This is a genomic window from Streptomyces sp. NBC_01341, assembly GCF_035946055.1.
Classification (GTDB): Bacteria; Actinomycetota; Actinomycetes; order Streptomycetales; family Streptomycetaceae; genus Streptomyces.
The window spans coordinates 3,824,975-3,838,173 of sequence record NZ_CP108364.1; the positions used below are offsets into that span (position 1 = coordinate 3,824,975).

Here is a 13,199-nt window from a genome sequence, read left to right on the forward strand (position 1 = left end):
CCGGGCCGGGTCCATCGTCAGGACCGCAGCGGCTCGCTCGCTCCGCTCGCTCATTGTCGTACTACTTCCGCAGCTCGATGACGGTCTTGCCGATGCGGATCGGCGCGCCCAGCGGAACAGGTGTCGGGGTGGTGAGCCGGGTCCGGTCGAGATAGGTGCCGTTGGTGGACCCGAGATCCTCGACGATCCACTGGCCGTCACGGTCGGGGTAGATCCTGGCATGCCTGCTGGACGCGTAGTCGTCGTCCAGCACGATCGTTGAATCGTGAGCCCGGCCCAGGGTGATGGTCTGCCCCTGGAGCGCGACCGTGGTGCCGGTGAGGGTGCCTTCGGAGACGACCAGCTTCGTGGGAGCCCCACGACGCTGACGCCCCGACTGCTGGCGTTGCTGAGGTGGTGCTGCTTGCTGTTGGCGAGCCTGCTGCGGGCGGGTGTCACTCGCGGTGCGGCGTGAGCCGCGCTGCGTGACACGCGTTCCGAACAGGTCGCTGCGAATGACCTGGACGGCCACGATTACGAATAGCCACAGAACAGCCAGGAAACCTAGCCGCATGACCGTAAGGGTCAGCTCTGACATTGCCCCCGCTTCACCCTTCGGCTTGCCGGTAAACGATGGTGGTACTGCCCACGACGATCCGAGAGCCGTCGCGGAGCGTAGCGCGGGTGGTGTGCTGCCCGTCCACCACGATGCCGTTGGTGGACCCGAGATCCTGGATCGTCGAGGGCGTTCCGGTCCGGATCTCACAGTGCCGGCGCGATACGCCGGGGTCGTCGATCCGCACATCGGCGTCGGTGCTTCGTCCCATCACCAACGTCGGGCGGGAGATCTGATGGCGGGTGCCGTTGATCTCGATCCAACGTCTGACCTGGGCGTCCGGCGCGGGGCCGGAGGCAGCCGGCGGACGCCAGTCGCTGGAAGGCCCGCCTGACCGCCCCGAGCCCGGCGGCGGGGCCGCGGGCATGGGCGGAGCAGCGGACGGCGGGTATCCGTAGCCGCCGCGGCCCTGAGGGGCGCCGGGCCGGCCGGGCTGGACATCGGGGGCGGGGCCGGACTGCTGGCCCTGCTGTGACGAACTCGACGCCAGGGTCCGGCTGCGGACGCGGTAGAGACCTGTGTCCAGGTCGTCGGCCTTCTCCAGGTGGACCTTGATCGGGCCCATGAAGGTGTACCGCTGCTGCTTGGCGTAGTCGCGCACGAGCCCCGCCAGTTCGTCGCCGAGCTGTCCCGAATACGGGCTGAGGCGCTCGTAGTCGGGGGTGCTGAGCTCGACGATGAAGTCGTTGGGTACGACGGTCCGCTCGCGGTTCCAGATCGTTGCGTTGTTGTCGCACTCGCGCTGGAGAGCTCCCGCGATCTCGACCGGCTGCACCTCGGACTTGAAGACCTTGGCGAAGGTGCCGTTGACCAGACCTTCGAGACGCTGCTCGAAACGCTTCATGACTCCCATGGGGCACCTCCTCCGGTGTCGTCATCCCTGTACTGCTTACTGATCGTATCCACGCGTCGGGAAATCGGCTGGTTCCCCTTGTCTGCACAGTGGATGAGTGTCACCCCTCACACGGATCGTAGAGGTGGCCTCCTGACAGTGTCCCGCACTCCGGGTGCACTCAGGAGGAGTGGGGGCGGGCTTCCCGCGTTCCCGGTTCCCTCGGTGGGTCCGCCGAAACAACGGATGTGAATCCACCCAGTCCAGCGTGCTAATCTTCCGTTTGTCGCCAGGCGCTCGCACCGAACAGTGGGAGAGCCTGAAAACACCACTCATGCGCGAGTGGCGGAACGGCAGACGCGCTGGCTTCAGGTGCCAGTGTCCTTAGGGACGTGGGGGTTCAAATCCCCCCTCGCGCACAACGGGTTGTCGCTTGCGACTGCCAGGTTGGTTCGACAGAACCCCCGCACCGGAGAGATCCGGGGCGGGGGCTCTTCGTTGTGTGCGCTCATGGCCGGCCGTGAGCCCGCGCGATCCCTCGCGACCTGCTGCCCGGAGCGGGGGGCGCCCGGCAGCTGGGTCGCTTTGCGCCTCGGGAGGGGGAGACGTTGGCTGCTGGGTGATCGTGCGAGGGGTGCTTTCGCGGGTCTGTGGGAGCTGGCCGTCGTCCGAAAGTTCGCGGGTGTCCGAGAGTCTCGCCCCCGTCTCTGTCGTGACCCGCCCATGTTTCTGCCGTGCAGTGAGCACGCCGCAAGAGGTGACGGTCGAGGCGAGACGTGTTTCACGTGAAACGTCGCTTCCGTGCCGAAGGGGCGTTTTGCGGGTGCGGCCTGTGAGTCTTCTCGCGGCGGGTTGGGTGAACCGAACCGAGACCGCTGGGGGTTACCTGCGGGGCCGTCGAGGTCGCACCCGGGAGGCGCCCGTCCGCCACCCCGTGGGGTGCGCTGCGTGGGGTGGCGGAACCCGGGCTTGCCACGGTCAGGCGGCGAGGCGTGCTGCGAGAGCCTTCGCCTTCTCCTTGGCGTCCGTGAACGCCTGCGTACGGGACGCGTCAGCGAGGGGGACGAGTTCGGCCATCTCGGGCTTGGAGTGGGCCAGGGTCAACTCCGGGACGATGAAGTCCACTTCGGCGCCCAGCAGGCCCGTGAGGACCTTCTCCAGGTAGTTCTGGACGAACTCGAAGTCCGCGCGCGGGGTGCCCGAGGCGTAGGAACCTCCGCGACTGGCCACGACGGTGAACGGGGTGCCGGTGACGGGTCCCCCGGGTGCGGCGTTGTGGCCCACGATGATCACTTGGTCCAGCCAGGCCTTCAAGGTCGACGGGATGGAGAAGTTGTACATCGGTGCCCCGATGAGCACGGCATCCGCGTTCGCGAGCTCTGCGGCGAGTTCCCCGCGCAGTGCGTCGTCCGCGCCGGCGGAGATCGCCGAAGCGTCCAGGTGCGGCAGGGGGTCAGCCGCGAGATCGCGGTACACGACCTGGCCGTCGGGGTGCTGCTCGCGCCAGGCGGCGACGAACGCGGCAGTGACATCGCGGGATGCGGAGCCTTGGGGAAAAACGGCTGAGTCGAGGTGCAGCAACGTGGCCATGGGGTTCTCCATTGGGAGCGAAGAAGAGTGAGGCGCCGGTGCCGCGATGGTGGGAGGCCGACGATCGCGGGCGGGGCGTACTGCTTTTCAGTACGTACCTATTGATAACACAGCTACTTACTTTTAGTAAGTCCATTGCGATGGCGCAGTACCCTGAGGGCATGGCGGATCACGGTGAGCAGGCCTGTCGGCGGGTCGATGTGGGGATCACGCGTGTCTTCGAGCTGTTCGGGAAGCGCTGGACCGGCCCGATCGTCTCGGTGCTGATGCGTCAGACGGTGCACTTCGCGGATCTGCGCCGCGCCATCCCGGGCATCAGTGAGCGCATGCTCTCGGACCGGCTCGCCGAGTTGGGGGCGGCCGGTCTGGTGGTGCGTGAGGTTGACGAGGGGCCCCCGCTGCGGGTCGCGTACCGCTTGACGGAGGCCGGTGCCGCGATGGAGCCCGCTCTCAAGGAACTGGGGCAGTGGGCGGACGCCCACCTGTCGGGGCCGGGGCGCTGTTGACCCGCCGGCGGGTGTCGCCGAGTCCCTATCGTGCGGCCTGCTCCTCGCCCGCGGAGTTGTAGCGCAGAAGGTAGTCGGCGAACCGGGCGAGATCGTCGGACGTCCAGTCGCCGAGGCGCTCTCGGTAGGCGTTCCGGCGGCTGGCCCGGGTCGAGGCCAGCGCCTGACGTCCAGCGGCTGTGGGATGCAGCACCTGGATGCGGTGGTCGTCCGGGGCGGGATGGCGCTCGACCAGGCCCATTTTCTCCAGGGTGGCGACCTGTCGGCTGACCGTCGACTTGTCCAGCATGTAGTGCGCTGCGAGGTCCGTCGCGCGGCAGCCGTTCCGGTGCTCGATGTGGGCGAGCAGTGTGTACGGGACCAGGGGCAGATCCGGGTGGAGGCGTGCCGCCGCCGCCCGCGCACGGCGGGCGAAGGCGGTCAGTTCCCGCTGGATGACGTCCAGGGATTCCTCGCGTCCCCAGGGGGTGTTCGCCACGGTGACACCTTTCATGAATGTAGTTGTATGATACAACGAGATTGAAGTTGTAAAAGCCAACCTTTTGAAGGAGGGGCCTTTATGTCCGCAGGTGTGAGCGTCGGCTCCGCGGGAACGAGCGCCGGCTCCGACCGCGGTGCGCTGCGCCACGTACTCAGCCATCTCGTCACACCGCTGCTGATGTGCATAGGAATGGGGCTTGCCTACCTGGGCGCCTTCCACGCCCCGGAGCCGCACGCCCTCAGGGTGGACGTCGTCGGCTCGGGAGCGAGTGCCCAGGTGCTCGCGCAGTCCCTCCAGGACAAGGGCGACGGTGCGCTGAGTGTGCGTACGGTTGCTGATCGCGCCACCGCTGTGGACCACCTGAGGACGCAACAGAGCTTTGGTGCCTACCTGCCGGGGCCCAGCCCCGAACTGGTGGTGGCCACCGCCTCGTCGGACACCAGTGCCACAGTCGTCCAGAAGGTGTTCACGGAGGTTGCCGCCGGCCAGGGCTCGCCGCTCCTCGTGACGGACGTCGCGCCCACCGCGGACGGCGATCCGACCGGACAAGGGATCTTCTTCCTGCTGGTGGCCGTCAGCATCGGGTCGTACGCGTCGGTGGCGGTGATCGGCGGTGCGGGTGCGGTGCTCGCGCTGCGGGTCAGGGCCGGCCTCGCGCTCGGGACCTCGCTCGCGGTGAGTGCGATCGGGGCCGCGTTCGCCGGGCCGGTGTTCGGGCTCGTCGATCAGGGGCTCGGCGGCCTCTGGGCGATGGCGTGGCTCTACTCGGCTGGGATCCTGCTGATCGGAGTCGGGCTCCACACCTTCCTGAAGCGATGGACCACGCTCGGCGTGATGCTGCTCTTCGTCATGCTCAACTTCACGAGTTCCGGCGGCATCTTCCGGCCCGAGCTCCAGCCCGGCTTCTTCGGATCCCTCCACGCCTTCTGGAACGGTGCGGGCTTCGTCGAGGGCGTGCGCAGTCACGTGTACTTCGGCGGTCACGCGCTGGGTGGCCACGTGCTCGTGCTGGTGCTGTGGTTCGTCGCCGGGCTGGCAGTGGTGGGGCTCGCGGGCCTCGCGGAGGCGAAGCGGCGTCGCGACGCCGCGGAGCGGGAGCGGATGGTGGCGGCCGCGCGTACCTCGGACGCAGCCCCCTCCGCGGTATCCGGGGCAGCAGAGGAGGAGATGGAGGAATCGGTGGGCGTCTGACACCTCGGGCGCCGGGGCCGGCACAGCTGTGGGCGTCAGCGGGCGCCGTGCCCCTCTGCCGGAGCCGCCGTGGCCCGGGCATCCGTGCGGGGTGCGTTCGCGACGGTTGTCCACAGCCCCGCCGGCACGTCGTCCACAGGGACAGACGGTCGTTGTGCAACGGCTGTACCGTCATCCGCGGTTGATGTTGGACACGACGGCTGCACGAGACGGGAGGCGGCGCTCCATGGGCGAGGTCGAGGCGACGGTGCCGGTACAGCGGACAGCGGGAGAACCCCGTATCCCCTTCGTGCGCGGTTTCGCGCGACGTGCGGAGGCGAGCGGTCGGTCGGCCGGCCCAGGTGCTGCGTCACGCAAGGCCGCCGGCAAGGCGCTGAGGCTCGAAGTGCCCCGCTCCGCGCACAGTTCCCTGGTCCTGCCCCCGGGACGGCCGGGCGCGGTGCAGGCCGTCGAGGAGTCGAACCTGGGCCGGGTGCCGGGGCTGACACCGATGCGTGTGGGGCGGATGGCGGCGACTCCCTTCGCGTTCCTGCGCGGTTCGGCCGGGCTGATGGCCCACGATCTGACGGGTACACCGGTCACGGGTGTCGGAGCCCAGCTCTGCGGGGACGCCCACGCGGCGAACTTCGGCCTGTACGGCGACGCGCGAGGCAATCTGGTCATCGACCTCAACGACTTCGACGAGACCGTCTTCGGCCCCTGGGAGTGGGACCTCAAGCGCCTGGCCACTTCGCTGGTGCTGGCCGGGCGGGAAGCCGGGGCTGACGAGGACACCTGCCGGCAAGGTGCGTTCGACACGGTTGGGGCGTACCGGCGCACGATGCGTCTGCTGGCCGGTCTGTCCGCACTCGACGCGTGGAACGCCATCGCGGACGAGGAACTCGTCTCCCACACGGATGCCCGAGACCTGCTGGGGACGCTGGAGCGGGTGTCGGCCAAGGCGCGCAACAACACGAGCGCCCGCTTCGCCGCCAGATCGACCGAGGACTGCGAGGACGGCGGCCGGCGCTTCGTCGATGCGCCACCCGTGCTGCGACGCGTGCCGGACGCGGAGGCCGCCGCTGTGGCGGCAGGGCTCGAGGGATACCTCGGGACGGTGTCCGAGGACAGGGTGCCGCTGCTGGCCCGCTACGCGATACACGACGTGGCGTTCCGGGTGGTCGGCACGGGCAGTGTGGGGACCCGGTCCTACGTGGTGTTGCTACTCGATCACCGCGGCGAGCCTCTGGTGCTGCAGGTGAAGGAGGCCCGCCCCTCGGCCCTCTCTCCCTACCTCCCGCAGGTGGGCTTCGACGTGCCGGGCGTGGAGCACGAAGGGCGCCGGGTGGTGCTCGGCCAGAAACGAATGCAGGTCGTCAGTGACATCTTGCTCGGCTGGGCCGGGGTCGACGGCAGGCCGTACCAGGTGCGCCAGTTCCGGAACCGCAAGGGCAGCGTGGATCCGGCCGCGCTCGCGGCGGACCAGGTGGACGACTACGGACGGATGACCGGGGCGCTGCTCGCCCGGGCCCACGCGCACACCGCCGACCCCAGGCTGCTCGCGGGCTACTGCGGGAAGAACTCCGAGCTGGACGAGGCGGTCGCCGCTTTCGCCGTGACGTACGCGGACAGGACCGAGGCGGATCATGCCGAGCTCGTCAGGGCTGTCGGAGCCGGTCGAATAGCCGCCGAACTCGGTGTCTGACCGGCCCGTGCCGGGACCTCGTGTGCCCGGGGCGCCGGCCGTGGCCATACGCTGGACGGGTGACCCACGAAGCCGCCGGGGTGCCGACCACCCGGAACGACGAAGACCGGCAGGACCAGGACCGGCAGGACGAGCCGCGGCACGCGCAGGACGCGTCGCAGGGTGGCCTGCGGGCGGACAGCGACCACGGGCAGCGGGACAGCACCACGGCCGACGGGGCGGGGGCGGATCCGACCGGAGGCACGCGTGCCGGCGTGGGTGGCGAGACGCCGGTGGGTGAGGCTGCCGCGCCCAGGCCGGAGGAGCGGCTCGCGAAGGCGGTACGTGTGGCCGAGCAGGCCTTGATCGAGTTCGAGATCGCGGTGGAGACCTTCCGGGTCGAGGTGGAGAACTTCTCCCGGCTGCACCACCAGAAGCTCGGCCCGATGTACGCGCGGCTGGACGAGCTCGACGCCCAGATCGCCGAGGCGCGGGCAGCGATCTCGGGCGATCCGGAGGACGTGCGCAGGGCGCAGGAGGCACGGGCGCTCGTGATGCCGATGCCCGGGGTCGACGAGCTCTTCCATGACTGGATGGACTCGGACGGCCTTTCGCCCGAGGCTTCGGCCATGCTCACGGAGCAGCCCGTCCGGCCGCCCAAGCGGGTCAGGCCGAGCGAGGAGGCACGCAAGCTCTATCGCGAGCTGGCTCGGCAGGCCCACCCGGATCTGGCGCCGGACGAGAAGGAGCGCGCACGGCGTGACGAGTTCATCGCCCGGGTCAACGGGGCCTACGGACGCGGTGACGTCGAGTTGCTGAAGGAACTGGCGGCCGAGTGGGCGGCAGGGCCGGTGGCACCTGAGCTGCGGCTCAGCGAGAGCGAGGAGCTCTATGCACGGCTGGATTGGCTCAGCCGCCGCAAGGAGCTGCTGACGGTTCTGGCCAAGGAACTCGAGGAGAGCGCGATCGGTTCGATGCTGAGGATGGCGCCGGACGATCCCGACCGTCTTCTGGACGACATCGGCGAGAAGCTCCTGGGCGAGGTGGCCCAGCGCGAGGCAGAGCTGGCGGGCCTGGTGCAGTAGCGTTTCGGGTGACTTGGCGCGTACGTACGAGAGAAGGCAAGACCCATGAATTTCGCCCCGTTGCCCTCGGTGGATGTTGCCGCGGTTCCGTCGGACGGCCTCGTGCTGGACGTCCGGGAGAACGACGAGTGGGCGGCAGGGCATGTCGAGGGGGCGTTGCACATCCCGATGAGTGACTTCGTCGGCCGTTTCGGTGAGCTGACCGAAGCGGCGGACGGCGGCCGTCGTGTGCACGTGATGTGCCGTGTGGGAGGGCGATCCGCGCAGGTCACCCAGTACCTCGTGCAGCAGGGCATCGACGCCGTGAACATCGACGGCGGCATGCTCGCCTGGGACGGCGCCGGTCGCCCGATGGTCACGGACGACGGGAACTCGGCCTTCGTCCTCTGACGGCCGGTACCTGAACGTCTGCCGCAGAGACCCCGACACGGCGGCCCCATTCTTGGCAGCCCCATGCCGGTGTCTGAGGTCGGTGCTTGAGGTCTTCGCCTGATGGTCCGTACGTGGCGGTCCGTGCTTAGCCTCACGCTTTCACGAGCGGCCTTGTCCGGGCCTGGGCCAAATAAGTGGAGAGTCCTACTGACCTGCAACGATGGGACTTGTCTAGGGTCCTGTCCGCTGCAAGGAAAGAAGCACTCTCCAGGTGAACAAGCGTATCGGGTCGTACCCGCCTGTCCGCGTCCAGGCGGTGGGGGCACGGTGGTCTCGCCGACCTGGGGCACCCCGGTGCGGCGTGAGCCTGCCGAGGCTCTTGCATGCCTGCTGATGGGCGCTCAGGGTCGGGCAGTCCTCCGCCCCGGTACGGGCTCTGGCGTGCTCGTACCGGGGCATTGGACGCCTTTCGCGCCAAAGCGCTCCCCTCGATCCGCTGAACCCGCGCAGGCACTGATCGTCCCGGGCCGCCGCCGGGCAGGGCAGTCCCGCCTTGCCTGCCCTTCAAACTTGCGGCGGCGGCCTCCAAGGCTGTGGCGAGGACCGAAACGGCCGAATGGTCCCCACACCTCACACCGCAGCGAAGGGTCAGTCCCGGTTTGCTCCCCGGCGCTCCGGCCACCTCGACCACGGCACTCTTCGACGTCACAGAGCGATGGTCTTCTGCTCCACGTACTGGGCCAGCCCCGCCGTGCCGAACTCCCTTCCCAGACCACTGGCCTTGAACCCGCCGAAGGGGGTCTCAAAGCTCAGCGGCGCCCCGTTGACAGTGAAGGTTCCGGTGCGGATGCGCCGCGCCACGGCCAGCCCGCGTTCCTCGCTGCTGGTCCACACTCCACCGCTGAGGCCGTAGGGGGAGTCGTTGGCTATCCGTACGGCGTCGTCCTCATCCTGGTAGGGGATGACGACGAGAACGGGTCCGAAGATCTCCTCCTGCGCGACCCGCATGGAGTTGTCCACGTCGGCGAAGACGGTCGGCCTCACGTAGTGGCCTGTCTCCAGACCCTCGGGGGTGCCTGGACCTCCGGCGACCAATCGGGCGCCCTCCTCCAGGCCGAGGCTGATGTAGGCCGCGATGCGCTGTCGCTGATCGGCCCGCACCATCGGCCCGACGAAAGTCTGCGGGTCGCGCGGATCACCGACTTTGATGCCCTCCGCCATCGTCGCGAGCGCCGCGACGATCTCCTCGTAGCGGCTCCGCGGGGCAAGGATGCGCGTGTGAGAGACGCACGACTCGCCGTTGTTGGCGAACGATGTGTACTTCACGCCTTCGGCCACGGCGGCGACATCCGCGTCCTCCAGGATGATCGACGCGGACTTGCCGCCCAGTTCGAGGCTGACGCGCTTGAGCTGCTCCCCGGCGACAGCGGCGATGCGGCGGCCGGCCGCGGTCGATCCGGTGAAAGCGATCTTGTCCACATCGGCATGGGACACCAGGTACTCGCTCGTTTCCCGTCCGGCGGGCAGGATGCTCACCACGCCCTCCGGGAAGCCGGCCTCGGTGAAGAGCTCGCCGAGCAGCAAGCCGTCGAGGGATGTTTCCGGTGAGACTTTCAGGATGACGGTGCACCCGGCCAGCAGCGCAGGGATCAGCTTGACCAGGGCCGACTGGTGCGGCGCGTTCCACGGTATGACCGCCGCCACGACGCCGACGGGCTCACGCCGCACCACCGCCTCGGAACCCAGGGACGTGCGGACACGCTTCTCCCAGGCATAGCCGGATGCCGCCCGCACGAAGGCGTCGGTCTGCTCGGCCAGCGAGGTCTGCAAAGCGCTGGTGAACCAGCTGGCCGAGCCGTTCTCGGACGTGACCAGGTCGGCGATCTCCTGCGAACGCGCGGCGTGAAGTTCGTTGAACCGAGACACGAGGGCGCTGCGCTCCGCCGGCGGCAGACTGGGCCACGGACCGTCGTCGAATGCCTTGCGGGCTGCCGCGACTGCCAGATCGACGTCTGCCGGAGAGGCTTGGGCCGCCAGCCCGACGAGGGACTGGTCGTGAGGTGAGCAGATTTTGAGCAGCTCACCGTCGACAGGAGCGGTCCAGTGTCCGCCGATGTAGAGCTTGTCGTAAGTGATCAAAGCAGTTCCATTTTCAAGTAAGTAATTAGCTTCTTACTTACTTGACCGTACGTCGCCGTGGCACACTGGTCAAGTAACTACCTACTTACATTGGAGTCAGGGTGGCGCGAAACGCACAGGAGACGCAGAGCAGGATCCTGGAGGCGGCAACGGAGGAGTTCGCGCGCCACGGCATCGCCGGCGCGCGTGTCGACCGCATCACTCGGGCAGCCGGCGTGAACGGTGCTCTGCTGTACCGGTACTTCGGCAGCAAGCTCAACCTCTTCGACGCTGTCTACAGCGACCTGGTGACCGATCTGGTGCGGGATGTCCCCCTGAACCCGGCCGACCTGGTCGGCTACGTCGACCGTCTCCTGGACTACTACGCCGAACACCCGGACGTCGTCCGTCTGGCGGCCTGGCGACAGCTTGAGCGCCCCGACCAGGAGCTTCCCGACGTTGTGGTGGCCGCGCAGCATGACAAGATCGAGCGCATCCGCGACGCCCAGGCGCATGGCGTGCTACCCGGCACCCTGTCGGCCGACGAGCTCCTCAACCTCCTGCTCACGCTGTCCCTGAGCGGCACACCGCTGACCCCTGGCGCCGAGGCCACGGGGCAACCGGTTCGGCGTTCCGCGATCCTCGCGGCCGTCGGGCTCCTAGTGCACGCCCAGTGAGCACGCGTGCCCTCACACCGCCTGCGCGTCCACTGGAGAAGACGGGCGGGGCCGAGTGTCTGCTCTCGCCCGTGGAGGCTGCTGGCGGGCCGGTGGCACCGAGCCGGCCGCCGACTACCCCGGCAGGCCGGTCGGGTGGGCCGCGGGGGTCCACCCGACCCGAGCGTGGCGCAACAAGGGAAAGCACAGGGTGCCGGTGGCAGCAGCCGGTCCCCGCCGGTGAGCTGCTGACCCTCCGCCTGGCCCTTCTTGCAGGTTTCGCCGATCAGCTGGTCGTCCACCCGCTGGACCGCCTCCGGCCCAGCCGCCCCGGCGATCCGGGCCCGGCTGTGTTCCTGCTGGTCATCGGCGCATCTTCCATGATCGGGAATTACATGTTGTCGTGTTGTTCGATCTACAGTCCCGCCGGGATCCCCGGCGGGCGGGGAGCGGAGCCGGGTGCGGCCGCACCACGACCGAATGTCCGCAACCCGCCGCAAGGGGTGTTGACCTTTTCCGCGCTCACGAGTGTTTCTGGCCTCAGGCTTTCACGAGACAGGGTGTCCGAGGCTTGATCAAAAACGCGAGAAAGCCTATCGGGTTCTATCCGCGTGTCCGTGTCGAGGGCGGCGGGCGTGGGGTGGTCTCGCAGGCAGGGGCCGTGTTGCTGGTGGAGACGGTTCGCAAGATTGGTTTGGACCGGGAGATATCGGCGGCGCTGGCGCCGTGGCGGCGCCTGCGGGCGGTACACGATCCGGGGAAGATCCTGCTGGATGTCGCCTTGGCGGTCGCGCTGGGTGGAGACTGCCTGGCCGATGTGGGGATGCTGCGGGCTGAGCCCGGCGTGTTCGGGCCGGTGGCCTCCGATCCGACGGTGTCCCGGCTGATCGACACCCTGGCCGCGGCCGGCCCGAAGGCCCTGACCGCGATCCGCGCGGCCCGCGCCGTCGTGCGTGAGCGCGTCTGGAAACTGGCCGGGGCCGCCGCGCCGGACGCGGGCGGTCAGGTCGTCGTGGACCTGGACGGGGTACTGGTGTTGGCCCACTCCGACAAGCAGGACGCGGCCGCGACGTGGAAGAAGACATACGGCACCACCCGCTGATGGGGTTCGTGGACCACGGCCGCGGTGGCACGGGGGAGCCGGTGGTCGCTGTGCTGCGACCCGGGAACGCCGGCTCCAACACCGCCGTCGACCATATCGCCGCCACCCGCATCGCCCTGGCCCAACTCCCCAGGCGGCACCGGCGGGGCCGGTCCACGCTCGTCCGCACGGACTCAGCAGGTGGGACGCACGAGTTCGTGGGCTGGCTCGCCCAGCGGGGAAGGTGGCTGTCGTATTCGGTCGGCATGACCGTTACCGACGCCGTTCACCAGGCCGTGCTGCAGGTCCCGGCCTTGGCCTGGGCCCCGGCCGTCGAACCCGACGGCCAGATCCGTGACGGCGCCTGGGTCGCCGAACTCGACGGTGACCCGCTCAAGGGCTGGCCAGCGGGGATGCGGCTGATCGTCCGCAAGGAACGGCCCCATCCCGGTGCCCAGTTGCGGTTCACCGACGCCGACGGCCTGCGTCTGACCTGTTTCGCGACCAACACCCCGGGCCAGGCCATCGCCGCACTCGAACTGCGGCACCGCCAGCGGGCCCGGGCCGAGGACCGCATCCGCAACGCGCGTGCCACCGGCCTGCGCAACCTGCCCCTGCACGACACCGCACAGAACCAGGTCTGGCTGGAGATCGTCCAGCTCGCACTCGACCTCCTCGCGTGGATGCCGATGCTCGCCCTGACCGGCAAACCCCGCCTCTGGGAACCCCGCCGTCTGCGGCTGCGACTGTTCTCCGCCGCAGCCCAGCTGATCACCACCGGCCGCCGCCAGCACCTCAGATTCACCCGGCACTGGCCCTGGACCGGCATCATCACCGCCGCGGTCCAGCGACTGGACGCCCTCCCCAACCCCGGCTGAACAACAGCAACCCACCCCAACGAGCCCTGATGCACCCACCGGAGCCGTGGAACCCGGCGCCGACCCGACACGACAGCCGGGCCATCACCCTGTCCGCAACCAGTCTCGCCAGCGGAAACGGGCGCCGAAAGAACCAACGACCCGTCACGAA

General features: G+C 69.0%; 11 protein-coding genes, 1 tRNA gene and 1 pseudogene. 8 read left to right on the forward strand and 5 right to left on the reverse strand.

Translation table 11 applies throughout. The features are described 5' to 3' along the window. Positions 1–61: 61 nt before the first annotated feature. The gene (locus OG206_RS16875) at positions 62–577 is read right to left on the reverse strand and encodes an FHA domain-containing protein FhaB/FipA (RefSeq protein ID WP_327116858.1); all 516 of its coding nucleotides are present in this window, start codon (positions 575–577) and stop codon (positions 62–64) included. A gap of 10 nt (positions 578–587) precedes the next feature. Then, a complete protein-coding gene (locus OG206_RS16880; protein ID WP_327116860.1) occupies positions 588–1,448 on the reverse strand; it encodes a DUF3662 and FHA domain-containing protein in 861 nt (286 codons plus the stop codon). Between the two features lie 315 nt (positions 1,449–1,763). Here OG206_RS16880 and OG206_RS16885 point away from each other — a divergent pair. Continuing rightward, positions 1,764–1,846, forward strand: a tRNA-Leu gene (locus OG206_RS16885). Between the two features lie 559 nt (positions 1,847–2,405). On the opposite strand, the gene OG206_RS16890 is transcribed toward OG206_RS16885, so the two are convergent. Further along, the gene (locus tag OG206_RS16890; protein WP_327116862.1) at positions 2,406–3,017 is read right to left on the reverse strand and encodes an FMN-dependent NADH-azoreductase; all 612 of its coding nucleotides are present in this window, start codon (positions 3,015–3,017) and stop codon (positions 2,406–2,408) included. Between the two features lie 161 nt (positions 3,018–3,178). On the opposite strand from OG206_RS16890, the gene OG206_RS16895 reads away from it, so the two are divergent. Next, entirely contained in the window at positions 3,179–3,523 is a 345-nt protein-coding gene (locus tag OG206_RS16895) for a winged helix-turn-helix transcriptional regulator (RefSeq protein ID WP_327116864.1), read from the forward strand. Positions 3,524–3,548: 25 nt separating this feature from the next. Here OG206_RS16895 and OG206_RS16900 read toward each other — a convergent pair whose 3' ends face one another. Next, positions 3,549–4,016, reverse strand: coding sequence for a MarR family winged helix-turn-helix transcriptional regulator (locus tag OG206_RS16900; RefSeq protein ID WP_327116866.1), 468 nt, complete (start codon positions 4,014–4,016; stop codon positions 3,549–3,551). Between the two features lie 66 nt (positions 4,017–4,082). Between OG206_RS16900 and OG206_RS16905 the strand changes: the two genes are divergently transcribed. The 4 genes from OG206_RS16905 (at position 4,083) to OG206_RS16920 (ending at position 8,333) form a co-directional block, all read left to right on the forward strand. Then, entirely contained in the window at positions 4,083–5,195 is a 1,113-nt protein-coding gene (locus OG206_RS16905; RefSeq protein WP_327116868.1) for a hypothetical protein, read from the forward strand. 226 nt (positions 5,196–5,421) lie between these two features. Further along, the gene (locus OG206_RS16910) at positions 5,422–6,879 is read left to right on the forward strand and encodes a DUF2252 domain-containing protein (protein ID WP_327116870.1); all 1,458 of its coding nucleotides are present in this window, start codon (positions 5,422–5,424) and stop codon (positions 6,877–6,879) included. 59 nt (positions 6,880–6,938) lie between these two features. After that, entirely contained in the window at positions 6,939–7,943 is a 1,005-nt protein-coding gene (locus tag OG206_RS16915) for a J domain-containing protein (protein WP_327116872.1), read from the forward strand. 45 nt (positions 7,944–7,988) lie between these two features. Continuing rightward, positions 7,989–8,333, forward strand: a complete 345-nt coding sequence (locus OG206_RS16920; RefSeq protein WP_327116874.1) for a rhodanese-like domain-containing protein — start codon at positions 7,989–7,991, stop codon at positions 8,331–8,333. Positions 8,334–9,020: 687 nt separating this feature from the next. On the opposite strand, the gene OG206_RS16925 is transcribed toward OG206_RS16920, so the two are convergent. After that, the gene (locus OG206_RS16925; protein ID WP_327116876.1) at positions 9,021–10,454 is read right to left on the reverse strand and encodes an aldehyde dehydrogenase; all 1,434 of its coding nucleotides are present in this window, start codon (positions 10,452–10,454) and stop codon (positions 9,021–9,023) included. A gap of 101 nt (positions 10,455–10,555) precedes the next feature. Here OG206_RS16925 and OG206_RS16930 point away from each other — a divergent pair, with 101 nt between their 5' ends. Continuing rightward, positions 10,556–11,110 (forward strand): TetR/AcrR family transcriptional regulator, encoded by a 555-nt coding sequence (locus OG206_RS16930; RefSeq protein WP_327116878.1) that lies wholly within the window; start codon positions 10,556–10,558, stop codon positions 11,108–11,110. A gap of 553 nt (positions 11,111–11,663) precedes the next feature. Next, positions 11,664–13,048: pseudogene (locus OG206_RS16935) on the forward strand (IS1380 family transposase). Positions 13,049–13,199: the final 151 nt, after the last annotated feature.